At 75.3% G+C, this 25,852-nt stretch carries 25 protein-coding genes and 1 pseudogene; 15 read left to right on the top strand and 11 right to left on the bottom strand.

What is annotated here, in order from left to right:
• Positions 1-73: 73 nt before the first annotated feature.
• From ACIRBY_RS26140 to ACIRBY_RS26125, 4 genes are all read right to left on the bottom strand, one after another.
• Positions 74-682, bottom strand: a complete 609-nt coding sequence (locus tag ACIRBY_RS26140; protein WP_403904646.1) for a DJ-1/PfpI family protein — start codon at positions 680-682, stop codon at positions 74-76.
• Positions 683-750: 68 nt separating this feature from the next.
• Entirely contained in the window at positions 751-1,764 is a 1,014-nt protein-coding gene (locus tag ACIRBY_RS26135) for a hypothetical protein (protein ID WP_403904643.1), read from the bottom strand.
• Between the two features lie 41 nt (positions 1,765-1,805).
• Complete coding sequence (locus ACIRBY_RS26130; RefSeq protein ID WP_403904640.1) at positions 1,806-2,720, bottom strand: LysR family transcriptional regulator; 915 nt, start codon at positions 2,718-2,720, stop codon at positions 1,806-1,808.
• Between the two features lie 90 nt (positions 2,721-2,810).
• A complete protein-coding gene (locus tag ACIRBY_RS26125) occupies positions 2,811-3,563 on the bottom strand; it encodes a GntR family transcriptional regulator (protein ID WP_403904861.1) in 753 nt (250 codons plus the stop codon).
• Positions 3,564-3,792: 229 nt separating this feature from the next.
• Between ACIRBY_RS26125 and ACIRBY_RS26120 the strand changes: the two genes are divergently transcribed.
• Genes ACIRBY_RS26120 through ACIRBY_RS26100 form a run of 5 tightly spaced genes read left to right on the top strand, consistent with a single transcriptional unit; the run spans position 3,793 to position 8,552 of the window.
• Positions 3,793-4,956 carry an ABC transporter substrate-binding protein gene (locus ACIRBY_RS26120; RefSeq protein ID WP_403904637.1) on the top strand — a complete coding sequence of 388 codons (1,164 nt, stop codon included), beginning with the start codon at positions 3,793-3,795 and terminating at the stop codon, positions 4,954-4,956.
• Positions 4,956-5,864 carry an ABC transporter permease gene (locus tag ACIRBY_RS26115; protein WP_403904634.1) on the top strand — a complete coding sequence of 303 codons (909 nt, stop codon included), beginning with the start codon at positions 4,956-4,958 and terminating at the stop codon, positions 5,862-5,864. Before ACIRBY_RS26120 ends, ACIRBY_RS26115 begins: the two co-directional genes overlap by 1 nt.
• Positions 5,852-6,796, top strand: coding sequence for an ABC transporter permease (locus tag ACIRBY_RS26110; RefSeq protein WP_403904631.1), 945 nt, complete (start codon positions 5,852-5,854; stop codon positions 6,794-6,796). The genes ACIRBY_RS26115 and ACIRBY_RS26110 overlap by 13 nt, the downstream gene beginning before the upstream one ends.
• A gap of 5 nt (positions 6,797-6,801) precedes the next feature.
• The gene (locus ACIRBY_RS26105) at positions 6,802-7,896 is read left to right on the top strand and encodes an ABC transporter ATP-binding protein (RefSeq protein WP_403904628.1); all 1,095 of its coding nucleotides are present in this window, start codon (positions 6,802-6,804) and stop codon (positions 7,894-7,896) included.
• Positions 7,893-8,552: an HAD family hydrolase gene (locus ACIRBY_RS26100; protein ID WP_403904625.1), complete on the top strand. Its 660-nt coding sequence runs from the start codon at positions 7,893-7,895 to the stop codon at positions 8,550-8,552. Before ACIRBY_RS26105 ends, ACIRBY_RS26100 begins: the two co-directional genes overlap by 4 nt.
• On the opposite strand, the gene ACIRBY_RS26095 is transcribed toward ACIRBY_RS26100, so the two are convergent.
• Entirely contained in the window at positions 8,533-9,018 is a 486-nt protein-coding gene (locus ACIRBY_RS26095; RefSeq protein WP_403904622.1) for a hypothetical protein, read from the bottom strand. The two genes, ACIRBY_RS26100 and ACIRBY_RS26095, sit on opposite strands and share 20 nt — an antisense overlap.
• 127 nt (positions 9,019-9,145) lie before the next feature.
• On the opposite strand from ACIRBY_RS26095, the gene ACIRBY_RS26090 reads away from it, so the two are divergent.
• On the top strand, positions 9,146-10,000 hold the full coding sequence (locus tag ACIRBY_RS26090; protein WP_403904619.1) for an alpha/beta fold hydrolase: 855 nt from the start codon (positions 9,146-9,148) through the stop codon (positions 9,998-10,000).
• A gap of 137 nt (positions 10,001-10,137) precedes the next feature.
• Here the strand turns inward: ACIRBY_RS26090 and ACIRBY_RS26085 are convergent.
• Positions 10,138-12,316, bottom strand: a pseudogene (locus tag ACIRBY_RS26085) (hypothetical protein).
• Positions 12,317-12,382: 66 nt separating this feature from the next.
• Here ACIRBY_RS26085 and ACIRBY_RS26080 point away from each other — a divergent pair.
• Entirely contained in the window at positions 12,383-13,339 is a 957-nt protein-coding gene (locus ACIRBY_RS26080; protein ID WP_403904617.1) for a GlxA family transcriptional regulator, read from the top strand.
• Positions 13,340-13,462: 123 nt separating this feature from the next.
• The gene (gene gap, locus ACIRBY_RS26075) at positions 13,463-14,458 is read left to right on the top strand and encodes a type I glyceraldehyde-3-phosphate dehydrogenase (RefSeq protein ID WP_403904615.1); all 996 of its coding nucleotides are present in this window, start codon (positions 13,463-13,465) and stop codon (positions 14,456-14,458) included.
• A gap of 67 nt (positions 14,459-14,525) precedes the next feature.
• Here the strand turns inward: gap and ACIRBY_RS26070 are convergent, their stop codons facing one another.
• From ACIRBY_RS26070 to ACIRBY_RS26060, 3 genes are read right to left on the bottom strand one after another with little or no spacing between them, the layout of a single operon-like run.
• Positions 14,526-15,575, bottom strand: coding sequence for a zinc-dependent alcohol dehydrogenase family protein (locus ACIRBY_RS26070; protein ID WP_403904613.1), 1,050 nt, complete (start codon positions 15,573-15,575; stop codon positions 14,526-14,528).
• A gap of 32 nt (positions 15,576-15,607) precedes the next feature.
• Entirely contained in the window at positions 15,608-16,414 is an 807-nt protein-coding gene (locus tag ACIRBY_RS26065; protein WP_403904610.1) for a RimK family alpha-L-glutamate ligase, read from the bottom strand.
• Positions 16,411-17,316, bottom strand: a complete 906-nt coding sequence (locus ACIRBY_RS26060) for a RimK family alpha-L-glutamate ligase (protein WP_403904607.1) — start codon at positions 17,314-17,316, stop codon at positions 16,411-16,413. Before ACIRBY_RS26060 ends, ACIRBY_RS26065 begins: the two co-directional genes overlap by 4 nt.
• A 234-nt stretch (positions 17,317-17,550) precedes the next feature.
• On the opposite strand from ACIRBY_RS26060, the gene ACIRBY_RS26055 reads away from it, so the two are divergent.
• From ACIRBY_RS26055 to ACIRBY_RS26025, 7 genes are all read left to right on the top strand, one after another.
• Positions 17,551-19,149, top strand: a complete 1,599-nt coding sequence (locus ACIRBY_RS26055) for an ATP-binding protein (RefSeq protein WP_403904605.1) — start codon at positions 17,551-17,553, stop codon at positions 19,147-19,149.
• Complete coding sequence (locus tag ACIRBY_RS26050; RefSeq protein WP_403904602.1) at positions 19,146-19,547, top strand: roadblock/LC7 domain-containing protein; 402 nt, start codon at positions 19,146-19,148, stop codon at positions 19,545-19,547. Before ACIRBY_RS26055 ends, ACIRBY_RS26050 begins: the two co-directional genes overlap by 4 nt.
• On the top strand, positions 19,544-19,900 hold the full coding sequence (locus ACIRBY_RS26045; protein WP_403904599.1) for a DUF742 domain-containing protein: 357 nt from the start codon (positions 19,544-19,546) through the stop codon (positions 19,898-19,900). The genes ACIRBY_RS26050 and ACIRBY_RS26045 overlap by 4 nt, the downstream gene beginning before the upstream one ends.
• Complete coding sequence (locus ACIRBY_RS26040; protein WP_403904597.1) at positions 19,881-20,489, top strand: GTP-binding protein; 609 nt, start codon at positions 19,881-19,883, stop codon at positions 20,487-20,489. Before ACIRBY_RS26045 ends, ACIRBY_RS26040 begins: the two co-directional genes overlap by 20 nt.
• Positions 20,490-20,543: 54 nt before the next feature.
• Positions 20,544-21,773 (top strand): cytochrome P450, encoded by a 1,230-nt coding sequence (locus ACIRBY_RS26035; protein WP_403904594.1) that lies wholly within the window; start codon positions 20,544-20,546, stop codon positions 21,771-21,773.
• Positions 21,770-23,020, top strand: a complete 1,251-nt coding sequence (locus ACIRBY_RS26030) for a cytochrome P450 (RefSeq protein WP_403904591.1) — start codon at positions 21,770-21,772, stop codon at positions 23,018-23,020. The genes ACIRBY_RS26035 and ACIRBY_RS26030 overlap by 4 nt, the downstream gene beginning before the upstream one ends.
• Before the next feature lie 242 nt (positions 23,021-23,262).
• Positions 23,263-24,429, top strand: coding sequence for an alpha/beta hydrolase family protein (locus tag ACIRBY_RS26025; RefSeq protein WP_403904588.1), 1,167 nt, complete (start codon positions 23,263-23,265; stop codon positions 24,427-24,429).
• 47 nt (positions 24,430-24,476) lie between these two features.
• On the opposite strand, the gene ACIRBY_RS26020 is transcribed toward ACIRBY_RS26025, so the two are convergent.
• Both ACIRBY_RS26020 and ACIRBY_RS26015 read right to left on the bottom strand, forming a co-directional pair.
• Positions 24,477-25,196 carry an anti-sigma factor family protein gene (locus tag ACIRBY_RS26020; RefSeq protein WP_403904585.1) on the bottom strand — a complete coding sequence of 240 codons (720 nt, stop codon included), beginning with the start codon at positions 25,194-25,196 and terminating at the stop codon, positions 24,477-24,479.
• A complete protein-coding gene (locus ACIRBY_RS26015) occupies positions 25,193-25,798 on the bottom strand; it encodes a sigma-70 family RNA polymerase sigma factor (protein WP_403904583.1) in 606 nt (201 codons plus the stop codon). Before ACIRBY_RS26015 ends, ACIRBY_RS26020 begins: the two co-directional genes overlap by 4 nt.
• Positions 25,799-25,852: the final 54 nt, after the last annotated feature.

The following is a 25,852-nucleotide window of genomic DNA, read 5'->3' as shown; positions in this document are numbered from 1 at the left end:
CGCGACACCCCTCGTGCGCGACCGCCGTCGGCGGACCCGCCGGCCGCCCGCCCCGCCCGGCGGCCGGACCCGGTCAGACCCGGGCGGCGTCCCGCACGCCGATGGCGGACATGACGCGCTCGACGGTCTCGCGCTGCTCGCCGACCGGGGCCACGTAGGCGACGGCGGCGCGGGCGGCGTCCTCGCCGAGGGTCCGGGTGATGGTCCAGGCGGCCAGGTACTGGGAGGCCAGGCAGCCGCCCGCCGTGGCGATGTTCCCCTCGACGTGGAACGGCTCGTCCAGCACGGGGACGCCCATGGCCTCGACGAAGGGACGGGTCGTCAGGTCCGCGCACGCGGGCCGGCCGGCCAGCAGCCCGAGCCGCGCGAGCACGAGCGCACCGGAGCACTGCGAGCCGATCAGCTGCCGTGCGGGGTCGAGCGGCAGCATCGACAGCAGCCGGTCGTCGGCGATCACGTCGCGGGTCTTCACCCCGCTGCCGATCAGGACGACGTCGGCCTCGCGCACGAACCCCATCGGGCGCTGCCCCGTCACCTCGACGCCGTTCATCGACGTGACCACCGGCGTCGGCGTGGTGATGAAGGCCTCCAGGCCGTCCGCGCGACAGCGGTTGATCAGGGCCGAGGCGATGAAGCTGTCGAGCTCGTTGAATCCGTCGAACGTGACCACTGCTACCCGCATCACCGCTCCTCTGGGAATCCGACCGTAGCCCCATGGTCGCAGGCGCGTCCGCGCCGTTCCACGGTGCGTCACGGGCCCGCCGGCGGCCGGGCGGCCGGTTCCGGGCGGCCGGTGCCCCGGCCCGCGGGCATCAGCTGGCCCGTGGCGGCCAGCGCGAGGCGGGAGAACAGGGTTCCCGAGAAGCCGAACAGGAGGGCGATCGCCAGGGAGATGGGCCGGGCGGGGGAGCCCCAGGAGTTGTCCAGGAACACCTGGCCCAGCAGGTTCAGTTCGGGGTCCGCCAGCATCCTCACGAGCAGCAGCCCGCCCGGCGCCGCCAGCGCCCCGCCGACCGGCGCCAGGACGAGGACCCCCCAGGAGGCGGGCCGCTGGGCGCGCAGGACGCCGATCAGCGGGGACAGGAACCCGCCCAGGCCGCCGAGCAGCAGCGAGAGGCGGTGGTCGAGGACCAGCCCGATCAGCAGCACCGCCCCGATGCCGATGAGGGCCAGCCACAGCGCGATGCGCTGGAGCTCGTACTCGCGTTCGAAGGCGTCGTCCTCGCGCTCGGCCAGCCGCTCGGTGACGGCGATCAGCGCGGCCCGCGCGTCCGCGGGGCCGCCGGTGTGCGCGGCGAGCTCCTTCGCGAGGGCCGCGCCGTCGGGCTCCGCGCCCCCCTCCAGGCGCAGGCGCAGCGCCCGGGCGCGCAGGGAGGTTTCCTCCGGGCCCTCCAGGCGCATCAGTTGTGCCTCGGCCTCGTGCAACACCCGCCAGGCGGAAGCCAGTTTGGACAGCGGGATGGCCACCACCCAGCGCCGGGGCAGCAGCCGCCAGGCGACCTGCCCGTTGCGCTCCAGGCGGTCCAGCCGGTCGGTGACCGCCTTCAGCGCGGCGGCCGTGACGGCCGCCTCCGCCCCCTCCCGGGGCGCGCAGGCCGCGCACACCGCCGCCCGGACCCGGCAACCGTGCAGGCGCGCCTGGAGCATCCGGTAGCGCGGGGCGGCGATCAGCCCGCGGCTGGTGATGTACACGACCCCGAGGTAGCAGGCGCAGACCAGCCACAGCGCCCCACGCCCCTCGCCGACCACGTATTCGACGAACACCCAGGCCCCCTCCGCCGCCGCCCCCGGCCGGCTCCATGCTCCTACGCGGCGGGGCCCCCTGTCCCGCGTTCGGCGCCCTCGCCCACCGAGGCCAGCAGGGCCTCCGTCAGGGCGGTCGCGTACGGCTGCGGGGAGCGCAGGGGAGCGGCGACGCCGAGGTGGCGGGCCGGCCGCGGCGGCGCGAGCGGGACCACGGCCGAGCCGGGCGGCGGGGCCAGGGCGATGTGCGGGACGAGCGCGACGCCGACGCCGGCGCCGACCAGGGTCTGCGCGAAGAAGTAGTCGGTGGTGGACGCGGCGGTCCGCAGCTCGAACCCGGCCCGGTCCGCGTAGCGGCGCAGGAAGGCCTCCGTCTTCAGGCACCCCATGACCCAGCGGTCGGCCGCCAGCTCGGCCGGCTCGACCGCGGCCCGCGCGGCCAGCCGGTGCCCGGCCGGCAGGACCGCGTACAGGGGGTCCTCCAGCAGCGGCAGCCAGGACAGCCCGGCCCCCGAGGGGAGCGGGCCGTCGAAGTGGTAGGCCAGCGCCAGGTCCGCCGCCCCGGCCCGGACCATCGGCAGCGAGGCCTCCGGCTCGGCCTCCAGCACCGTCAGCTCCACCTCCGGATGCGCGGCGACGAAGGCGGCCAGCGCCGCCGGCAGCAGGTGGCGGCCCCCGCTGGTGAAGGTGGCGACCGTCAGCCGGGGCCGGCCGGCGGCCAGCCGGTCGATCCGCGCGCGGACCAGGTCCAGCTCGGCCGTGATGGTCTCGGCCGTCTCCACCAGCAGCCGGCCCGCCTCGGTGAGGGTGACCCCGCGGGTGCTGCGCTCCGCCACCGGGTGGCCGAGGCCGCGCTCCAGCGAGGCGATGTGCTGGGAGACCGCCGAGGGGGTCAGCCTCAGGGCCGCGGCGGCCCGGTTGAAGCTGCCGTGGTCCGCCACGGCCCGCAGGACGCGCAGCCGGTGCACATCGATCAAGGGTGTTCCTCGGATCCGGTCGAAGGGGAGGGGCGTTCGCGCTGGGACCCTACAGCGGCGGGGCCGGGACCCGGGAAGCCGGACGGGCGCTCAGTGCTCCCCGCCGCCCGGATGCCGCTCCAGCGGCGCGGCTACCGCCGAGTTGCTCACACTGAAAGTGACGCTGCCGGCCCGGTAGCGGTCGTCGGACCACTCGATCGGGCGGCCCGTGCGGGTGGCCGAGACATGTCGTTGGCGCAGCAGCGGGCTCCCGCGCCGGATCTCCAGCAGCCGGGCGTCCTCGCTGCCCGCCGCGAGCGCGTCGATCAGGTGCTCGCCGTAGTGGGCGACGATCCCGGAGTCCGCCGCCAGGCCGTCCATCACCGAGCGGCAGTCCTCCGGCATGGCCTCGACGGCCGCCGCGACCCAGTCCGCGTACGCGGTCCGCTCCACCATGGTGGGCTCCCCGTCCAGCAGCCGCAGCCGCAGCACGGCCAGGATCTCCGTCCCGGGCGCCAGCGCCAGCCGCTGCGCCTCCTCGGCCGTCGCGGGCCGCCGGGTCCGCGACAGGAAGCGGCTGCGGGCCTCGTGGCCGACCCCCTCGGCCCACTGCGCGAAGCTGTTCAGCTCGCCGAAGCTGTGCCGGCGCTCGTGGCGCAGGACGATCCTGCGGGCCCCCTGGCTGGAGCCGACGAGCCCCTCGGCGGCCAGCGTGGCCACGGCCTGGCGGACCGTGCCGCGCGAAGCGGACCACCGCGCCGCCAGGTCGCTCTCCGACGGCAGCCGGGCGCCCACCGGGTACGCGCCGGACAGGATCGCCCGGCGCAGCTCCTCCGCGATCTCCAGATACCGGACCGTGCCCATGCCGTTCGTCCCCCGCTCGCCGTGTGCGGGTCCTCCCGCACCGCCACTCATGATCATCCCAGCAGGTTCTGTCACGACTTCTTTCGGTCATTCTCGTGTTTTCTCCGAGCCGTGCCCCCCGGTCCAGGCGCCGTTCACCGCCCGTACAGCCGACCCGGGCGAACTGGGGCCAACTTGTTCAGACAAGTGAAGCCTGACGAGTGATCCCCCTTCGTCTCCGGGAGAGACCGTGTTCCGTTCCTCCGCCCGTCGCGGTGCGGCCGTCCTGCTCAGCGCCGCCGCCCTCGCCACCCTCAGCGCGTGTGGCGCCGCCCCCGACCAGGCCGCCGCCGGCGGCGACGCCAAGGGCAAGGCCCAGCCGGCCACCGCCGCCTCCGCGGCCGACCTCGGCGGCATGGACGCCCTCGTCGCGGCCGCCGAGAAGGAGGGCCGGCTCAACGTGATCGCCCTGCCGCCGGACTGGGCGAACTACGGCGAGATGGTCAAGGCCTTCCAGGCCAAGTACCCGAAGGTCAAGGTCTCCAGCGAGAACCCGGACGCCACCAGCGCCGACGAGATCGCCGCCGTCAAGTCCCGCAAGGGCCAGAAGCGCGCCCCCGACGTCCTCGACCTCGGCATCGCCTTCGCCCGCAGCGGGGCCGGCGAGAACCTCTTCGCCCCCTACCGGGTCACCGCCTGGGACAAGATCCCCGCCTCCCAGAAGGACGCCGACGCCCGCTGGTACAACGACTACGGCGGCTACGTCTCCATCGGCTGCGACGCCGCGAAGATCCCCACCTGCCCGCAGACCTTCGCCGACCTGCTCAAGCCGGAGTACAAGGGCAAGGTCGCCCTCAACGGCAACCCGACCAAGTCCGGCTCCGCCTTCGGCGGCGTCTACGCGGCCGCCCTCGCCAACAAGGGCTCCTTCGCCGACATCCAGCCCGGCATCGACTTCTTCGGCCAGCTCCGCAAGAGCGGCAACTTCATCCCCGTCGAGTCCACCCCGGCCACCGTCGAGAAGGGCGAGACCCCCATCTCGATCGACTGGGACTACCTCAACGCCGGCTACGCCGAGCAGTTCAAGGACAAGGGCGTCGACTGGAAGACCGTCGTCCCCTCCGACGGCGTCTACGCCCAGTTCTACTCCCAGGCCATCAACAAGGACGCCCCCAACCCCGCGGCCGCCCGCCTGTGGATGGAGTTCCTGTACAGCACCGAGGGCCAGAACATCTGGCTGGGGGGCCACGCCCGCCCCGTCCTGCTCCCGAACATGACCCAGGACGGCACCGCCGACAAGGACGCCGTCACCAAGCTCCCCCAGGTCCAGGGCACCCCGTCCTTCCCGGCCTCGACCGAGCTCGACAAGGCCAAGGCCGTCCTCGCCGAGAAGTGGGACAAGGCCCTCAGCTGATGTCCGCACCCACCACCGCCCCTCACACGGAGGGACCCGCCGGCGGCACCACCCCCCGCCGCCGGCGGCGCGGCCCGCGCACCTGGCTCGCCGCCCTCCCCCTCCTCGTCTTCACCGGGCTCTGCTTCGGCATCCCCCTCGGCGCCATCGCCTTCGGCGCGGTCACCCGCACCGACCCGGCCACCGGCGCCACCCGGGTCACCGGCGAGCACCTGTCCCGCTCCCTCCAGGGCCCCTACCTCGGCTCCCTGACCGGCAGCGTCCAGCTCTCCGCCCTGACCGCCCTCATCGCCACCCTCCTCGGCGTGCTGATCGCCCAGGCACTGGTCACCTCCCGCTCGGGTGCCCTGCGCTCGGCGGCCCTGACCGCCTCCGGCGTCCTCGCCAACTTCGGGGGTGTCCCGCTGGCCTTCGCGTTCATCGCCACCGCCGGCATCTCCGGGGTGGTCACCCAGCTCGCCGACCTCACCGGCCTGGGCTGGGACCTGTACTCCTTCACCGGGCTCACCGTGGTCTACCTGTACTTCCTGATCCCGCTGATGGTCCTGGTCACCGTCCCCGCCCTGGACGGGCTGCGCCCCCAGTGGCGCGAGGCCGCCCAGAACAACGGGGCCACCGGACGGCAGTTCTGGCGCCACGTCGGCCTGCCGGTGCTCGCGCCCTCCCTGCTCGGCGGGTTCGTCCTGCTCTTCGGCACCGCCTTCGCGGCCCACGCGACGGCCGCGGCCCTCGTCGGCGGCTCCGTACCGCTGGTCACCCTGAAGATCGCGGACGCCCTCTCCGGCAACGTGCTCACCGGCCAGGAGAACGTGGCGCTCGCCCTCGGTCTCGACATGATCCTGATCGCCGGCCTGGTCATGGCGGTCTACCTGCCCCTCCAGCGACGGAGCGCCCGATGGCTGCGATGACCGAGACCACCGAGACCGTCCCCGGGGCCGCGCCGGAGGAAGCCGCCGCAGCCCCCGTGAAGGCCGCCGCCCGGGCCGGGAAGCCGGCCCGTCACCGCCCCCGCCCCCGGGTGTGGCGCGGCGCCGTACTCGCCCTCGCCGGCGCGTACTTCCTCCTCCCGCTCCTCGCCTCCTTCGTGTTCACCGTGCACGTCCCCGGCCAGGGCCTCACCTTCGAGGCGTACACCGAACTGCTCGGCGCCGACGGGTTCGTCCAGAGCCTGCTGCTCTCCCTGGGCCTGGCCGCCGCCACCATCGCCCTGTCCCTGCTGCTGGCCGTGCCCGCGCTGATCGCCGTGCGGATCGGCTCGCCCAGGCTGCGGCCCGTGGTGGAGGTGGTGTGCATGCTGCCGCTGGTGGTCCCGCCCATCGCCCTGGTCACCGGCATCACCACCGTGCTCCGCTGGGGACCCGAGCACCTCTCGCGGACCCCGCTCTACCAGACCTTCATCGCCGTGCAGGACGAGCGCTTCCCCGTCGTCCTGGTCCTCGCCTACACCGTGCTCGCGCTGCCCTTCGTCCACCGCTCGCTCGACGCGGGCCTGCGCGCCGTGGACGTCCCGACCCTGGTCGAGGCCGCCCGCAGCTGCGGTGCGAGCTGGCCGTACGTGGTGTGGCGGGTGCTGCTGCCGAACCTGCGGACCTCCCTCGCCGGGGCGGCCTTCCTCACCCTGGCGCTGGTGCTCGGCGAGTTCACCATCGCCTCCCTGCTGGGCTTCCGGCCCTTCGCGGTGTGGATCGTCTCCGTCTCCGGCGCCCAGGCCCGGATGTCGGTGGCCGTCTCCATCCTCAGCCTCCTCATCACCTGGCTGCTGCTGCTCGTCCTCTCGCGGGCCGGAACCGCGCCGTCCACCACGGCCTCCGCCCCCGCCACCTCCCGCAAGGAGTCCTGACCCGCATGTCCACCACCCTGACCGAGACCGGGAAGCCGGCCGAGTCCGCCGCCACCGGGGGCGCCCGCGTCGAATTCCGCGGCCTGCGCCGCGCGTTCGGCACCACCACCGCCCTCGACGGACTCGACCTGACCGTGGAGCCCGGCGAACTCCTCGCCCTGCTCGGCCCGTCGGGCTGCGGCAAGACCACCGCCCTGCGCGTGCTCGCCGGCTTCGAACACCCCGACTCCGGCGAGGTCCTCGTCGACGGCGAGGACATCACCCGCGTCCCGGCCAACCGCCGCGACGCCGGGATGGTCTTCCAGTCGTACAGCCTCTTCCCGAACCTCAACGCCCGCGAGAACGTCGCCTTCGGCCTGCGCGTCCGGGGCGTCCCGGCGGCCCGCCGCCGCGAACGCGCCGCCGAACTCCTGGACCTCGTCGGCCTGCCCGAGCACGGCGACCGCTACCCGCACCAGATGTCCGGCGGCCAGCAGCAGCGCGTGGCCCTCGCCCGCGCCCTGGCCCTGCGCCCGCGCGTGCTCCTGCTCGACGAGCCGCTCTCGGCCCTGGACGCGAAGGTACGGGCCAACCTGCGCGAGGAGATCCGCCGGCTCCAGCTCTCCCTCGGCATCACCACCGTGTTCGTCACCCACGACCAGGAGGAGGCCCTGTCCATGGCCGACCGGGTCGCCGTCCTCAACGCCGGGAAGCTGGAGCAGTGCGCCGCCCCCGCCGAGCTCTACGAGCGGCCCGCCACGCCCTTCGTCGCCGAGTTCGTCGGCACGATGAACCGCCTGCCGGGCCGGCTCGCCGGCTCCGGGCAGGTGGAGGTCGCCGGCACCCGGCTGCCCGTCGACGGCCCGGTCCCGGACGCGACCGACGTGGAGGTGCTGGTCCGCCCGGAGAACCTGACCGTCGCCGCCGACGCGGCGGGCAGCGCGACCGTGACCTCGGCCTCCTTCTTCGGGGCCGTCACCCGCCTCCACCTCGACCTTCCCGGAGGAACCCGGGTCAAGGCCGACGTCCCCTCCCGGGACGCGGGCGGCCTGACACCCGGCGCCCGGGCCACCGTGGGTCTGGCCGAGCGGCCCGTGCTCGTCGTGGCGAGGGCCGCGTGAGCGCACTCGCCGCCGTCCTCTTCGACATGGACGGCACCCTCGTGGACACCGAGGTGCTGTGGTGGGAGACCACCGAGGAGGTCGCGGACCGCCTCGGCCACCGGCTCGGCCCGGCCGACGCCCCCGAGGTCGTCGGCCGCGCGGTCGCCGACACCGCGGCCCACCTCGTACGGGCCGCCGGCGGCGCGGACGCCGGGGCCGTGGCGGACGAGCTCACCGAGGGCTTCTTCCGCCGGGTCGCCGCCGGCGCCCCCGTCCGGCCCGGAGCCCAGCGGCTGCTGACCGCCCTGGAGGCGCAGGGCGTGCCCTTCGCCCTGGTCAGCGCCTCGCCGAGGGTGGTCGTCGACCAGGTGGTCGGGGGCGCGCTGGCCCACGTGCCCTTCGCCTTCACCCTCTCCGCCGACGACACCGCGCGCACCAAGCCGCACCCCGACCCGTACCGGGCGGCGGCCGGGCTGATGGGCCTCGCACCGGGGGAGTGCGTCGCGGTGGAGGACTCCCCGGACGGCGCGGCCTCCGCCGAGGCCGCGGGCTGCCCGGTCCTCGTGGTGCCCTCGCTGCTCGGCGTGCCCGCCTCGGCCGCGCGCACCTTCGCGACCTCCCTGGAGGAGGTCACCCCGGAGCTGCTGCGGAGCCTCAGGCGCACAGCCCGATGATGTCGCGGATGCCGTCGGCGTAGGCCGCGGTCACCGACCCGGGCGGGCAGGCCGGCCCGCCGCTCAGCTGCGGCAGGCCGGCCCGGACGAAGGCGACGCACTGCCCGTAGAGCCCCGCCTCGTACGCGGTCCCGTCGTCCGTCGTGGTCAGCAGCGCGAGCAGGGTCCGCAGCAGGGCCTCGCGGGTCGCCAGCCGGGGCGGGCCCGCCGACCAGACGGCCATCAGCACCGCACAGGCCGCGGGGGCGGGCGGCCAGAGCCTGGTCCCGGCGAAGACGTGCCCCTCCAGGGCGTGGAAGGCCGCCGGATGCCCCTCGGCGGCGTGCCACAGGGTGTCCTCCAGATGCCCCGCCGAACGGCCGCAGCCGCACGTGATGGACGCCCAGTCGTGCCGTGCGATCGCGTCCCCCACGGCGGCGGGCACCAGCGGGCTGCTGCGCGCGGTGTCCTTGTCCTTCCCTCTCATGAGGCCCAAGTATGGGAGCAGGCGAGGGGGCCGGTCGAGCGGGCCGTCCGAGGGGCGGACGGCCGGCCTCGACGCCGCTGCGGAAAAGGGGTTGAACCGAGGGAACACCGCTGACATCGTCCGGGCCGTGACTTCCTTCCCCGCTGCCGACGGCACCCGGCTCACCTGTCACGTCTCCGGAGACGGGACCCCGCTCATCTGCCTGCCCGGAGGGCCGATGCAGGCCTCCGCCTACCTCGACGGCCTCGACGGGCTCCTGCCCGGGCGCCGACTGGTCCGCCTCGACCTGCGCGGCACGGGGGAGTCCGAGGTACCCGAGGACCCCGGCTCCTACCGCTGCGACCGGCTGGTCGCGGACGTCGAGGCCCTGCGCGGGCACCTCGGGCTGGAGACGGCCGACTTCCTCGCGCACTCCGCCGGGGCCAACCTGGCGGCCCTCTACGCGGCCCGCCACCCCGCGCGCGTGCGCCGGCTCGTGCTGATCACGCCCAGCGTCTTCGCCGTGGGGATCCCCGTCACGGGCGAGGACCGGCTGGAGACGGCGCGGCTGCGCTCCGCCGAGCCCTGGTTCGCACCGGCCTACGCGGCCCTGGAGGGGCTCGTCGCCGGGCGGGCCGCAGACGGCACGGGGGAGCTGATCGCCCCGTTCTGGTACGGCCGGTGGGACGGGGCGGCCCGGTCGCACTCGGCCGCCGGTCCGGCCCAGAAGAACCCCGGGGCCGGAGCCGCCTACGGGGCCGAGGGGGCCTTCGACCCGGAGGCCACCCGGGCCGCCCTCGCGAAACTGGACGTCCCCGTGCTGCTGGTGGCCGGAGAGGTGGACCTGGCGGCCCCGCCGCGCGCGCTGGCCGCATACGCCGAGCTCTTCCCGGACGCCGCGCTCACGGTCCAGCCCGGTTCGGGGCACTTCCCCTGGCTCGACGACCCCGCCCTCTTCGCGGGCGCCGTGAGCGCGTTCCTCGGCCGGTCCGGCCGCAGGTGACACGACGGAGCCGGGACGCCCCTGGGCGTCCCGGCTCGCGGTCGTTCACGTCGAAGGCGAGGAAAGCGGGGGGACTAATGCAGTGGATGGTTGAGAAGGAAGTCCGCCCATGGCCTCGCCGGGGCCAACGGTAGCAGTCAGGCCGGGATCAGGGCACGCAGGTTTTCCGGGGTCACGACCACCGAGTCCGGGTGCAGCCCGTCCGGGCGCTCCAGGCCTATGTAGGTGACCGGGTCGTCCGGCAGCCCCGCACCGTCCCACTGCGCGGTGCTGCGGGCCCGGCGGGCCAGCAGGCCGACCAGATGGCGGACCGTGAGGTACTCGCGCTCCACGATGCCGCGCACCAGGGTGCCGACCGTCGCCCGGTTCTCCTCCACCCGGTTGGCGCTCGGCGTGCCGCGCAGGTACAGGTGCAGCCACTTCGCCCGCCACCCGCCGTCGGCCCCGCGCAGGAACACCAGCGGCAGGGCGACCCGGCCCGGCCCCCGCAGCTCCGACTTCATGCGCACCGTGCGCGCTTCGAAGGGGCGGCCGCCCTGTTCGCCGTCGCGCAGCATGAAGCCGAAGAAGGACTCGGCCACCTTCTCGAAGCCCTCCCCGGAGAAGACGTGGACCTGCGGGACGATGAAGGCGCCCTGCACCGCGTCCAGGCGCAGGTTGATGAACTCCGAGGCCCCGTCGGGCGCGGGGGCGTCCGTGATGTCGCCCGAGTGCTCGCCGCCGACCGTCTGCAGGGCCGTGTACGACAGCCAGGACAGGGTGTCGTACGAGGAGTCCAGCATCACCGCCGACAGGTCGTAGTCGGTGCTCGCGGCCGTCTGCGTCCAGTGCACGAAGAACCGCAGCAGTTCCCCGTCGACCGGGGACAGCGAGCCGCGCGGCAGGACGCCGAGCCCGGCGGCCGTCGCCTTCCCGCTCAGCGGGAGGGCGACGTCGAGGACCGCGGGGTCGACCAGCAGGTGCCCGGGGTCGGGAAGGCGGCGGAGCAGCTCCGCGTCCAGGGCCGCGGCCAGCCGCCCGGCCTCGGCCGCCGGGAGGGCCGCGCGGGTGTCCGCGGTGACCCAGGCACGGCCCCGGTCGTTGACGAAGACCCGGCGCGAGGGCGGACCCCCGGCCCGGTCGTGGAGGTGCTCGCGCACCGACAGCAGGACCCGGCCGGAGACCCGCGGGGCGGCCTCCTCGGCGGCGGCCGCGACGGCCCCGCGCTCCCGGGGGCCCGGGCAGGCGCGCAGCAGCCGGTCCAGGGAGCGCAGCAGCCGGCCGGGCGCGGCGGCCGCCAGCAGCCGGGCCGCGCCGACGACGTCGCCGGAGCCGAGGAGTTCCTCGACCCGGCTCTCCAGGGTCCGGGCCTCCTCCTCGCCCCGGGCGACGGCGAACACCCGGGCGGCGTGCGGCCAGCGCGGGTACTCGTGCGGGTGGAGGCGTTCGCCGAGCCGCTTGAACTGCTCGCGGTGCGCGGTGACGTCGGCGAGCTTGGCGGGGGAGGCCGCGACCACCGCGTCCAGGGCGGCCAGCAGGGCCCGCCGGACCGGCCGCGACAGCCGCTTCAGCCGGGTCGGCTCCGTGAGGGACACGTCCCCGTCCGACAGGGCGCAGGCCAGGCGCAGCACGTCGGTGACGGTGTCCGCCAGCAGCTCCGCACCGAGTCCCAGGCGGGCCCGGTTGACCACGGCGCGGTTCTCCCGGACCGGGATCTCCGCCGGCTGGGGGCCTTCGGCGCAGTGCCCGGCGAGCAGCCCGAGGTCGCGCAGCCCCTCCTCGCCGAGCGGCGTGGTGCTGCCCGCCAGGGCCAGGTAGAGGGCGGTCGCCTCCTCGTCGGGGGCGCCGCCCCGGTGCAGGACCGTCATCCGGTCCCCGGCGGCCGCGGTCAGCTCCTCGTGCGCGGCGAGCATCTCCTCGTACGTGTGGCGGTAGTTGCCGTACGAAGGGAGGGTCAGCAGGTCGAGGACGCCGGTGCTCAGCTGCGCGAGGGCGCCCGGGCGCGCGGCGTCGTCGGCGAGGGCCTCGCGGACGCACCGCGCCCAGAACTCGACGGTATCCGGCACGTTGGCCGGGAAGTCCTTGAAGTACACGTTGTGCGCGACGTGGTCACCGGTCATCTCCCGGACGGTGTCCAGCGCGCGCGGCGGTCTCCACGACCGTCTCCTGCGCGAGCCCCGACAGGTGGTCCAGCAGCGGGGCGGAGAGCTTGAAGCCGACGGACAGCAGCGCGGCGTCGAACTGCCGCGCCGCCGTGCCGCCCTGCCCGGCCGGACCGGAAGGGGCCGGGACGCGCAGGGTGTGCCGGACGACGAGGGATTCGAGAGGATGTGCCATCCGGGCATGCTCCCAGAGCGGTCCGCCGGCGCGCACACGGGTTTCGTCCCGCGTACGCTCGGCGACGTGCCCCGATCCCGCCTCCACCGCGTCGCCGTCCTCGTCCTCGAAGGGGCCAAGCCGCTCGACGTCGGGATCCCCGCCCAGGTCTTCAGCACCCGCGCGAGCATGCCGTACGAGGTCCGGGTGTGCGGGGCGGCCCCCGGGCTGGTCACCGGCGGCGACGGCCTGTCGTACCACGTCACCCACGGACTGGAGGCGCTGGAGTGGGCCGACATCGTCTTCGTCCCCGGCTACCGCTTCCCCGACCGTGAGGACCCGCCGCGCGAGGTGGTCGGGGCGCTGACCGCCGCGCACGCCCGGGGGGCGCGGCTCGCCGCCATCTCGACGGGCGCGTTCGCGCTCGCCGCCACGGGGCTGCTCGACGGCAAGCGCGCCACCACCCACTGGCACTACACGCGGGCGCTGACGGCGAAGCACCCCCTCGTCCGGCTCGACGAGAACGTGCTGTTCGTGGACGAGGGCAGCGTCCTGACCTCGGCCGGCGCCGCATCCGGCATCGACCTGTGCCTGCACATCCTGCGCCGCGACCTCGGCGTCGCCGCCGCCAACCACGCCGCCCGGCGCCTGGTGGCTGCCCCGTACCGCAGCGGCGGCCAGGCCCAGTACCTGCCGCGCAGCGTGCCCGAGCCGCTCGGGGAACGGTTCTCGGCCACCCGCGAGTGGGCGCTCCAGCGGCTGGGCGAGCCCCTGACCCTCGAGGCGCTCGCCCAGCACGCGGCGGTGTCGGCCCGTACGTTCTCGCGGCGCTTCGCCCAGGACACCGGGTACACGCCGATGCAGTGGATCATGCGGGCCCGGGTCGACGTGGCCCGCGAGCTGCTGGAGCGCTCCGAGCGGAGCGTCGAGCAGATCGCCGCCGACGTGGGCCTGGGCACCGGGGCGAACCTGCGCCTGCACTTCCAGCGGATCCTCGGCACCACCCCGACCGAGTACCGGCGCACCTTCACCCGGGGCGAGTAGACGGAGCCCTGCCGGAGGACGCAGGCTGGCTGGCGAGATACTTTCGAACCGTGGCGATCTCGCCACTGTCGGGGGGTGGCCGCCGGGCGCGAACCTGATGGCGAACAGAAGGGGACACCGCTCATGACTCGCATCGCCATCAACGGATTCGGCCGCATCGGACGCAACGTGCTGCGCGCGCTGCTCGAACGCGACAGCGACCTGGAGGTCGTGGCCGTCAACGACCTCACGGAGCCGGCCACCCTCGCGCGGCTGCTGGCCTACGACTCGACGGCCGGCCGCCTCGGCCGCCCGGTGACCGTCGACGGCAGCACCCTCGTGGTCGACGGCCGGCGCATCGCGGTGCTCGCCGAGCGCGAGCCGGAGCGGCTGCCCTGGGCCGAACTCGGCGTCGACATCGTCCTGGAGGCGACCGGCCGGTTCACCTCCGCGGAGGCCGCCCGCGCCCACGTCAAGGCGGGCGCGCGCAAGGTCCTCGTCAGCGCCCCGTCGGACGGTGCGGACGTGACGCTCGCGTACGGCGTCAACACCGGCGCGTACGACCCGGAGCTGCACACGATCGTCTCGAACGCCTCGTGCACGACCAACGCCCTGGCGCCGCTGGCCTCCGTCCTCGACGAACTGGCCGGCATCGAGCACGGCTTCATGACGACGGTGCACGCCTACACCCAGGAGCAGGCCCTCCAGGACGGGCCGCACCGCGACCCCCGCCGCGCCCGCGCCGCCGCCGTCAACATCGTGCCGACCACGACCGGCGCGGCCAAGGCGATCGGCCTCGTGCTCCCGAACCTCGACGGGAAGCTGTCCGGCGACTCCATCCGCGTGCCCGTCCCGGTCGGCTCGATCGTCGAGCTGAACACCACCGTGGCCCGCGACGTGACCCGCGACGAGGTCCTCGCGGCCTACCGCGCCGCCGCGCAGGGCCCGCTGGCCGGGGTGCTCGAGTACTCGGAGGACCCGCTGGTGTCCTCCGACATCACCGGCAACCCCGCCTCGTCGATCTTCGACTCGGAGCTCACCCGCGTCGACGGCCGCCACGTCAAGGTGGTCGCCTGGTACGACAACGAGTGGGGCTTCTCGAACCGCGTGATCGACACCCTCACGCTCCTCGCGGGCTGAGACCTCCTGCCCCGGTCCACCGTCCAGGACCGGGGCAGGACCACGTCACGCCCGGGGCAGGACCACGTCAGCCCCGGGGCAGGACCACCGTGACGCCGCGCCCCGGCGCCGTGCCCATCGCGGCCAGGGCCGCCGGGGCCCCGTCCAGCGGGATCGTCGAGGTGACGAGGAGGTCCGGGCGCAGGACGCCGGAGCGGACCAGTTCCAGCATCGGGGGGTAGGCGTGGGCGGCCATGCCGTGGCTGCCGAGGACCTCCAGCTCCCAGCCGATCACCCGGTCCAGCGGCAGGGCCGCCGGGCCGGCCGCCGCCGGGAGCAGCCCGACCTGGACGTGCCGCCCGCGCCGGCGCAGCCCGGACACCGAGGCGGCGGCGGTCGCGGGGGAGCCCAGGGCGTCCAGCGAGAGGTGCGCGCCGCCTCCGGTGAGCTCCCGGACCGCCGCGGCCGTCCCGCCGGGCCCGGCGGCGGCGGGATCCACGCTGTGCGCCGCCCCGAACTCCAGGGCCAGTTCCCGCGCCCCCGGCGCGGTGTCGACGGCCACCACCCGGGCCCCGGCCGCGGCGGCGATCATCACGGCGGACAGGCCGACCCCGCCGCAGCCGTGGACGGCGACCCACTCGCCCGCCTTCACCCTGCCCTGCGCGACCACCGCCCGGAAGGCGGTGGCGAAGCGGCAGCCGAGCGCGGCGGCGGTCGCGTACGACAGCTCGCCGGGCACCGCCACCAGGTTCACGTCGGCGTGGTCCAGGGCCACGTACTCGGCGAAGGAGCCCCAGTGGGTGAACCCCGGCTGCGTCTGCCGTGCGCACACCTGGTGGTCGCCGGCCGCGCAGTCGGCGCAGCTCCCGCAGGCGCAGACGAAGGGCACGGTCACCCGGTCGCCGGCCCGCCAGTCCACCACCCCGGAGCCCACCGCCTCGACCACCCCGGCCAGTTCGTGACCCGGGACGTGCGGAAGGGCGATGTCCGGGTCGTGGCCCATCCAGCCGTGCCAGTCGCTGCGGCACAGCCCCGTGGCCTCGACGCGCACCACGACCCCGCCCGGGGCCGGCGCCGGGTCCGGCACCTCCCGTACCTCGGGCCGCTCCCCGTACCGCTCGAACACCACCGCGCGCATGGACCCCGCCCTCCTGTCGACCGGCCCGCAGGCTACCGCCCCCGCTGCCGGGCGGCGGCGGCCCGGCGCAGGGCCAGGGCCGCGAGCGCCTCGGGGGCGCCGGCCTGGCCGCGGATGCCGGGGAAGGCGTTGACGTCGACGATGAGGGGCCCGCCGCCGTCCTCGGCGATGACGTCCACCCCGTAGACGTCCAGTCCGAAGACGCGGCCGACGCGCAGGGCCAGTTCGGCCCACCCGTCGGGCAGCCGCTCCCGGCCGCGGGGCGGACGCGGTGCGCCGTCGGCGAGTTCGGAGCGGCGCAGGCCCGCGAAGACCCGGTCCCCGACCACCCACAGCTTGTGGTCCCAGCCGCTGTTCGGCGCGAACGGCTGCACGACGACCGGCTCCGCACCCCAGCGCGGCGCCAGCTCCCGCAGCCCGTCGGGGCCGTCGAGGCGCACGACCAGGTCGTCCTTGCGGCTGCGCCGGCTCTTGACCACCAGCGGCCACCCGGGATCCGCCGCCGACTCCAGCAGCGCCAGGGAGGCGAAGGTGCGGGTGGCGGCGAAGGGCAGCCCGGCCTCCAGGGCCAGCGCGGCCATCCCCGCCCGGTCCTGGCAGCGCTCGGTCGCGGCGGCGGAGTTCACCACCGGTGCTCCGCCGCGCTCCAGCTCGCGGGCCAGTTCCAGCGCCGCCGGGGTCCGTGCCTTGAGCAGGTACACGTCCGCGGACGCGCCGGCGGCCGCCGCGGCCCCCGCCCCGGGGTGCAGGACGTCCACCTCGTGCCGGACGGCGAGCAGCGCGGCGGTGGCGGCCAGCAGCGGATGCCCCGGGTCGGGGGTGATCAGGCCTATCCTCACGCGCCGTCCCCCGCCGCCACCTGGGCCGGGATGCCCACCGGCACCGGGTGCGGCCGCAGCGCCGGGCGCGGCGCGACGGACGCCCGGCCGCCGCCGGCGCGGGCCAGGTCCAGGACGGCGCCCGCCACCCGGGCGGCGGCCTCCGGGACCTGGCGGAAGCTCGGGAAGTCGTTCACGTCGACCACCACCGGCCCGTCGGGGCCCAGCAGCACGTCCACCCCGTACAGGTCCAGCCCGTACACCTCGCCCACCCGGGCCGCGATGTGCGCGACCTCGGCCGGCAGCGGCACCCGGCGCTCGCGGACCGCGGCGTCGGGGTGCAGGGGGGAACAGCGCTCGGTGGCGTGGAGTTCGCCGTTCACGCAGTACACCTTGATGTCGGTCCCGGGGTTCGGGACGTACGGCTGCGCGATCAGCATGCCCTCGCCCGCCAGGGCGGGCAGCAGCGCCGCGAGCCGGTCCGGCGAGGGCAGCAGGTGCACCCCGCGGCCGGAACTGCCGTCGGCCGGCTTGACGACGAGCGGGTACAACTCGTCCGGTACCTCCGCCAGCAGCTCCGGGCGGGCCACCGCGTACGTGGGCGGCAGGGGGAGCCCCCGCGCGCTGCCGAGGGCGGCGGCGAGCGCCTTGTCCCGCACCCCGCGGATCGACCGGGCGTCGTTGACGGTGGTCACCCCGGCGGCGGCCGCGGCCTCCAGGAGGGTGAGCCCGGGGCCTCCCGAGACGGTCTTGAGCACCCACGCGTCGTGCGTGCCGGCCCGGACCAGGTCGGTCATGCGCAGCAGCGAGCCGCCGGGCCGCACGACGTCCACCCGGTGGCCCCACGCGGTCAGCTGACGGATCACCTCGTTCGGCATGCCGTCGTGGCGGTAGTGCTCCTCCACCAGGAAGCAGAGCCTCATGGATCTTCCCCATATTCCCCGGACGTCCGCCGTCGGACCCGTCCGGCGCGTTGTGACGTCACAGGATGCCATGGCATAGCCCCGAAACCGCTCCAGAAGCAGCCTTAGTGGGCGCTACACAGCGTGATCTTCGTCAAGGGCTTTCCTAAACGATCACCAATCCTCTTATAGTGATGCCTCGTTGCCACAGGAACCCTCTCTTCCATATACGCCCCTTTTTTGAGGCTTTGATTGATGACGGCGTCGCCCTCCCCCCTCCGCCCCTCCGTGCTCGCCCTGCTGGTCACGGCGGTGGCAGCGGGCACCATCTCCGCGGCGGCAGTGGCCGCGGCCCCGTCGAACGTCCGCCACCCGCTGGCCTGGTTCGCCGCGTTCGGCACCCTGCTGCTGGCCATCGCCGCCTACGCCGTCACCTGGTCGGCGCGCACCACCCGGCAGCTGCGCGACGCCCTGGCCCTCCTCACCGGGGAGGTCGCCACCCGCGACGCGTACATCGCGCGCCTGACCGCCGACGCGGCCCGCGAGACGGCGGACCTCACCGACGAACTCGCCCGGCTCACCGCGGACCACACCGCCCGCGTCGCGCGGCTCACCGCCGAGCACGCCGCCGAGACCGACCGGCTGAGGGCCGCCCGCAGCGCCGAGGCCGCCCGGCTGACCGCCGCCCACACCGCCGAACTCGACCACCTGGCCACCGCCCAGCAGGCCACCCGCGAGAAGCTCGGCGAGGAACTGCGACGGGCCCAGTCGGGCCGGGCCGCCGCCATGGCCGCCGCCGCCAACGCGGCCGGCCGGATGCAGGCCCTGGCCACCGGCATGCTCGCCGACCTGCGCGAGATGGAGCACAAGCACGCCGACGAGGAGGTCCTCGGCGACCTCCTGCACCTCGACCACCGCACCGCCCAGGCCGGCCGCCTCGCCGACTCCATCGCCGTCCTCACCGGCGCCCGCTCGGGCCGCCGCTGGGCCAGGCCCATCGTCATGGAGTCGATCCTGCGCGGCGCCATGGGCCGCATCGGCGGCTACCAGCGCGTCCGGCTGCACTCCACCAGCGAGGCCGCCGTCGCCGGACACGCCGCCGAGGGCGTCATGCACGCCCTCGCCGAGCTCCTCGACAACGCCGCGAACTTCTCCCCGCCGACCGCCGAGGTCCACGTCTACGTGGAGGAGGTGCCGACCGGGATCGTCATCACCGTCGAGGACAGCGGCCTCGTCATGAGCGAGCTCCAGCTGCGCCGCGCCGAACAGGCCGTCGGCGCCGAGACCCTGGACCTCGCCGGGCTCTCGGGTACCCGCCTCGGCCTGGCCGTCGTCGGCCGCCTCGCCCGCAAGCACGGGCTGACCGTCTCCTTCCGGCCCTCCGCGCGCGGCGGCACCGGCGCGCTGATGATGATCCCGGAGGAACTGGTCAGCCACGCCCCGGCCGAACCCGTCCCCGCGCCGCCGCTTCTGGCGGCCCCCACCGCCGGCCCGGTCCGCGCGCCCGCCCCGGGCCGTACCGCCGTAGCGCCCGCCCCGGGCCGCGCCGCCCTGCCGCCCGCCCCGCGCGCCGACGCCGAGCCCGCTCCCGACGGCTCCCACGACCCCGAAACCACCGGCCGGAACCCGGTCCTCGGCGAGAGCGGACTGCCCCAGCGACGACGCGGCCGCACCCTGGCCGCCGCCCACCCGCAGGGCCCCGACGCCGCCTCCGCGGAGTCCCGCACCCAGGCCGCCCCCACCGGTGCGTCCCGGTCCGCCGCCCGCTTCGGCAGCTTCCGCCAGGCCGTGCGCGACGCGCCGGCGCGGCAGCAGCCCACGAATCCCCCGAACCCGGAAGGCGACACGAGATGACCGGCTCCACCACCGACGAGAAGCTCAGCTGGCTCCTGGAGGGCCTCCTGGAGCGCACCCCCGGCGCGCGGCACGCCCTCGTGCTCTCCCGCGACGGCCTCAAGCTGTGCCGCACCCCCGAGATCTCCGTCGACCAGGCCGACCAGCTCGCCGCCATCGCCGCAGGCATCCAGAGCCTCTCCCACGGCGCCTCCATCGAGTTCGGCGACGGCACCGGAGGAGTCCGCTCCGCCATGGCCGAGTTCTACGGCGGGATCCTGTTCATCGTCGAGGCCGGCGAGGGCGCCCATCTCGCCCTCGTCGCCGCCGAGGACGCCGACGCCGGACTCGTCGGCCACAACATGTCCGAACTGGTGGAGCAGCTGAGCGAGCACCTGATGGCCAGGCCCCGGGGATGAGCCGCGCCCGGCCGGTCCGGGACGACTCCCCGGACCGGCTCTACACCCTCACCGGCGGCCGCAGCAGCTCCGGGAGCGACGCCTTCGACCTGGTGACCCTCATCGTCGCCGAGTGCGACCCGGTGCCGGGGATGCAGTCGGAGCACGCGGCCATCCTGCGGATGTGCCGCTACCCGACGGCCGTCGTGGAGGTGGCGGCCGAACTCGGCCTGCCGGTGTCGATCGTACGGATCCTGCTCGCCGACCTCCTGGCCGCCGGACGCGTCAGCGCCCGGCACCCGCGCGCCACGACGTACTGCCTTCCCGACCCCGAACTCCTGGAGCAGGTGCTCGTTGGACTCCGCAACCTCTGACCCGGGCGCGCCCCGGCAGGCACTCAGCAGCACCGCCGACAACGGCCTGAAGATCGTGATCGTGGGCGGCTTCGGCGTCGGCAAGACCACCATGGTCCGCTCGGTCAGCGAGATCCGCCCGCTGAACACCGAGGAGACGATGACCCAGGCCGGCGCAGCCGTCGACCACACCGACGGCATCACGGCCAAGACCTCCACCACCGTCGCCTTCGACTTCGGCCGGATCACCCTCGACGCCCGCAACGTGCTCTACCTGTTCGGGGCCCCCGGCCAGGAGCGGTTCTGGTTCCTGTGGGACCGCCTGTTCTCCGGCACCCTCGGCGCGGTCGTCCTCGTCGACACCCGGCGGCTCGCGGACTCCTGGTACGCCATCGACCGCCTGGAGCACCACGGCACGCCCTTCGTCGTCGCCTGCAACGACTTCGGCGGCCCCGCCCACACCCCGGAGCAGATCCGCGGCGCCCTCGACCTGCCGCCCGAGGTGCCGCTGCTGTTCTGCGACGCCCGCTCCCGCGAGTCCAGCAAGCAGGTGCTCATCTCCCTCCTCCTGCACCTCCAGCACCTCCAGAGCCTCCAGCCCCTTGCCTAGAACCAGACCCGAGCCCTCCACGGCCGTCCCCCGCACCCTCCCGGAGCCCACGCAGTGACCACCCCCGAGCCGCAGCCCGTCTACCTCGGCGGACCCCGCTTCCAGAGCGACCCCGCCGCGCTGTACCGGGAGATGCGCCGCGACCACGGCGCCGTCGCCCCCGTCGTCCTCGACGGGGACGTCCCGGCCTGGCTGGTCCTCGGCTACCGCGAACTGCACCAGGTCACCAGCGACCCGCAGCTCTACTCCCGCGACTCCGACCTGTGGAACCAGTGGGACCGCATCCCCGCCGACTGGCCCCTGCTCCCGATGATCGGCCGCAAGCAGCCCTCCATCCTCTACACCACCGGCGAACGCCACCGCGAGCGCGCCGCCGTGATCAGCGAGGCCCTGGAATCCGTCGACCCCTTCGAACTCAAGGGCCACGCCGAGCGCTTCGCGGACGAGCTGATCGACGGGCTCTGCGGCAAGGGCTCCTGCGACATCGTCGGCGAGTACGCCATGCTCCTGCCGCTGCGCGTCCTCGCCCGCATCTACGGCTTCTCCGACGAGCAGGGCCCCGGCCTCGTCACCGCCATGAACGACATGATCAACGGCCGCGAGGGCGCCCTGGACGGCCAGCGCCACCTCGGCGAGTCCATGTACGCGCTGCTCGCCGCCAAGGCGGCGGACCCCGGACACGACGTCGCCTCCCGGATGCTCGCCAACACCGCCGGCTTCACCCTCGCCGAGGTGGCCCAGGACCTGATGGTGATGATGGCCGCGGGCCACCAGCCCACCGCCGACTGGATCGGCAACTCCCTGCGCCTGATGCTCACCGACGACCGCTTCGCCGCCTCCCTCGCCGGCGGCCGCCACAGCGTCGGCGAGGCCATGAACGAAGTGCTCTGGGAGGACACCCCGACCCAGAACGTCGCCGGTCGCTGGACCACCCGCGACACCAAGCTGGGAGGCCGCACCATCGCGCGCGGCGACCTGGTCCTGCTGGGCCTCGCCGCCGCCAACGGCGACCCGCACGTACGCACCGACGCGGGCGCCCTCACCGGCGGGAACAACGCCTTCTTCTCCTTCGGCCACGGCGAACACCGCTGCCCCTTCCCGGCCCAGGAGGTCGCCGAGGTCATCGCCCGGACCGGCATCGAGGTCCTCCTCGACCGCCTCCCCGACGTGGACCTCGACGGACCGGCCGCCGAACTGACCCGGCGGCCCTCGCCCTGGCTGCGCGGCCTGACCGCGCTCCCCGTGACGTACACCCCGACCCCCGCGCTTGGAGCCATCCGATGAGCTGCCCGATCGACCACACCGGCGCCGTCCCGGACGCCGCCCCGATCACCCTCGACCCCTTCGTCACCGACCTCGACGCCGAGAGCGCCGCACTGCGCGCCGCCGGTCCGCTGGTCCGCGTCGTCCTCCCCGGCGGCGTCGGCGTGTACGCCGTCACCCACCACGCCGAGGCGCGCGCCCTGCTCACCGACCCCCGCGTCGTCAAGGACATCGGGGTGTGGGGCGCCTGGCAGCGCGGGGAGATCCCCCTGGACTGGCCGCTGATCGGCCTCGCCAACCCCGGCCGCTCCATGCTGACCGTCGACGGGGACGAGCACCGGCGCCTGCGCACCCTCGTCGCCCAGGCCCTCACCGCCCGCCGCGTCGAGAAGCTGCGCGCCGGCATCGAGGCCCTGACCGAGGAGGCCCTCGACAAGCTGGCCGGCCTGCCCGCCGGCGAGACCGTCGACCTGAAGGCGGCCTTCGCCTACCCGCTGCCGATGAACGTCATCAGCGAGCTGATGGGCGTGGACTCCGCCGAACACCCGCGCCTGAAGGCCCTCTTCGAGAAGTTCTTCTCGACGCAGACCCTCCCCGAGGAGGTCCCCCAGATGATGGCGGACCTCGGCTCCCTCTTCTCCCGGATCGTCGAGTCCAAGCGCGCCACCCCCGGCGACGACCTCACCAGCGCGCTCATCGCAGCCTCCGAGGACGGCGACCGGCTCAGCACGGAGGAGATCACCAACACCCTCCAGCTGATGGTCGCCGCCGGCCACGAGACCACCATCAGCCTGATCGTCAACGCCGTCGTCGCCCTGGAGACCCACCCCGAGCAGCGCGCCCGCGTCCTCGCCGGCGAGGTCCCCTGGGAGAACGTGATCGAGGAGACGCTGCGCTGGGCCACCCCCACCTCGCACGTCCTGATCCGGTTCGCCACCGAGGACATCGAGGTCGGCGACCGGATCCTGCCGAAGGGGGAGGGCCTGGTCGTCTCCTTCGGCGCGCTCGGCCGCGACGAGGCCCAGCACGGGGAGACCGCGGGCGCCTTCGACGTCGCCCGCACCCCGAACCGGCACATCTCCTTCGGCCACGGCCCCCACGTCTGCCCCGGCGCCGCCCTGTCCCGCCTGGAGGCCGGCGTGGCCCTCCCGGCCCTCTACGCCCGCTTCCCGCACCTCTCGCTCGCCGTGCCGCGCGGCGAACTGCGCAACAAGCCGGTCCTCACCCAGAACGACCTGTTCGACCTCCCGGTGCGCCTGCACCCCTGACCTGCGGTCAGGGCGGAGCACCCGCCGGCGGGCGACGGCCGCCACGCCGGCCCGCCCGCGCTCCGACGGCGCACAGGGGCCCGGGAACCGGACGCGTTCCCGGGCCCCGTCACGCCCTCCCGGGGCCCGCGCGCACCCGGTCCGTACGACTTCCCGGTGAGGCACGGTCCGACCGCAGGGGGACCGGGCGTCCGCCCGCGGGCCGATGGGCGCCGCCCGCCGCCCGCCTAGGGTCCGTTGTCATGAACACCAAACGCCGTACCGCGGCCGCCGCGGCCTTACTCGCCCTCCTGCTCCCGGCCCCGCTCCTGGCGGCCTCCGCAGCCTCCGCGGCCCCCGCCGCCGTGGACACGCGCACCACCGGCCCCGAACTCCCGGCCCCCACCGGCCGCTACGCCGTCGGCCGGGAGGACCTCCACCTCGTCGACCGCAGCCGCACCGACCCCTGGGCCCACACCGGCCCCCGCGAGCTGATGGTGACCCTGCGCTACCCCGCGCAGCGCGGCACCGGACGCCCCCCGGCGCCCTACCTCAGTACCGAGGAGGCCCGGCTGATCCTCACCGACCGGCACATGGAGCAGGTCGTCGACCCCGCCGTCTTCGCCGCCACCCGGGCCCACGCCCGCGTGGGCGCCCGCCCCGTCGAGGGCCGCTACCCGCTGGTCGTGCTCTCGCCCGGCTTCACCGTCCCGCGCGCCACCCTCACCGCGCTCGCCGAGGACCTGGCCTCCCGGGGCTACGTCGTGGCCGCCGTGGACCACGCCTACGAGAGCGCCGCCACCGCCTTCCCCGGCGGCCGCATCCTCACCTGCCTGGCCTGCGACCAGGTCCAGGGGGAGGGGGGCCACGAAGCCGTCACCGCGGTCCGGGCCAAGGACGTCTCCTTCCTCCTGGACCGCCTCACCGGCCGCCACCCGGCCTGGCGCCACGCCGGGCTCATCGACACCGGCCGCATCGCCATGGGGGGACACTCCATCGGCGGCGCCGCCGCCCTGACGGCCATGGCCGCCGACCAGCGGATCCGCGCGGGCATCGACATGGACGGGGGCCTGCCCGAGCCCTACCCCGCCGCCGGGATCGGCGGCCGCCCCTTCATGCTGCTCGGCTCGGCCGCCAGCGTGCCCGGGCCCCAGTCCGGCAACTGGTCCGCGCTGTGGCCGGAGTTCGACGGCTGGAAGCGCTGGATCACCCTCGACGGCACCGACCACTTCGGCCCCACCGACTTCCCGGCCATCCGCGACCGGCTCGGCCTGCCCCACCCCGACGCGCCGCTGCCCGGCCCGCGCGCCGTGGAGCTGACCCGGACCTACGTCGCGGCCTTCTTCGACCAGCACCTCAAGGGACGGCCCGGGCCCCTCCTGGACGGCCCGCGCGCCGATGCCCCGGAGGTCCGCTTCCACAACCCCTGACGCCGCTGCGGGGGCCCGCGACGCGGGCCCCCGCACCCCGGCGGAGGTCACACCGGGACGGCCACGAACGTCCGGCCCGACTCGTTCTCCACCAGCACCGCCTTGACGTCCGCCGGGTCCACCGCCGCCGAGCCGTCCAGGGCGGCGCCCTTGCCCTCGCCGTGCTCCGCGGTGCCCACGACCCATCCGCCCGCCGTGGACCGCGTACCGTCCCGGGAGACCACCACCAGGCGGCACCGCTCCCCGGCCGGCACCCCGGTCACCGCCGCCCGCACCCGCACCCACCGGGCCGCCGGAGTGACCTGCACCGTCATCCGCGCACCGGTACCCGGGTCCGTGGCCGAGGCCACCCTGGTCCCGGCGGGCGGCGGCGAGGGCGCGGCCGACGCGCCCGGCGGCGGGGGCGGCGCGGCCGTGTTCCCCGCGTCCCCGCCCAGCCGCGCCCCGGCCCAGAACACGGCCGCCAGCGAGGCGGCCGCCGCCAGGCCCGCCACCGCGCCCCGCCACCGGGCCCGTGCCGCCCGTTCGCCGCGCACCTGCCGCAAGGTCCGCTGGAGCAGCAGGTCGCCGCCCTGCGGGGGCCCCTCGAGGAACGCCTCCTCGGGCACCTCGCCCAGCGCCCTCTCCATCTCGCGCAACGCGGCCACCTCCTCCCGGCACCCCGTGCAGTCGCCGACATGCTCCTCGACGCGCCGTACGTCCTCCTCGTCCAGGACACCGAGCACGTACGGTCCGAGCAGCTCCTCCTCGTGCCGCCGCGCGTTCACGCCACCACCTCCCGCAGTCCGCCGGGCTGCTGGGGCGGCCGGCCTGATCGTCTGTTCCCGCCGAAGCCGTCGGCGCCGCCGTCCGCGAACACCGCGCGCAGGGCCTTGAGCGCGTAGTGCGAGCGCGACTTGACCGTGCCCGCCGGGATGCCCAGGCGGTCGGCGGCCTCGGCGACGCTGTGCTGGCGGTAGTACAACTCCGTCAGCACGTCCCGGTGTTCCGGCGAGAGCCGGTCCAGGGCGCCCAGGACCGTCATCGCGTCCACCACGGAGTCCGCGTGGTCGCCCTCCACCGGGGGAGCGGCCGCCGAGCCGGAGACCTCCGGGGGGCGGGCGGCCCGGGCCCGGTACCGGTCCGTGATGATGTTGCGGGCCACCGTGAGCAGCCAGCCGCGCACCGAGCCCTTCCCGTTGACCAGGGCCTCGGAATGCCGCCAGGCCCGGATCAGCGTCTCCTGCACGACGTCCTCGGCGGCGGCCCGGTCGCCGGTCAGCCGGGTGGCGTACGCGAGCAGGGCGTTGCCGTGTTCCTCGTAGACCGCCCTGATCAGTGCCTCGTCGGTCGAGCCCCGCCGCGCGCGGGGCCACAGTGGTCCGGCCATTCACGCTCTCCGTCCGCCTCGTGCCACCTGGTGCGGTCGGAACACGCCCCGGAG

It is taken from the genome of Streptomyces sp. NPDC096136 (genome assembly GCF_044763325.1).
Classification (GTDB): Bacteria; Actinomycetota; Actinomycetes; order Streptomycetales; family Streptomycetaceae; genus Streptomyces.
This window is presented reverse-complemented; position numbering and strand designations above follow the sequence as displayed.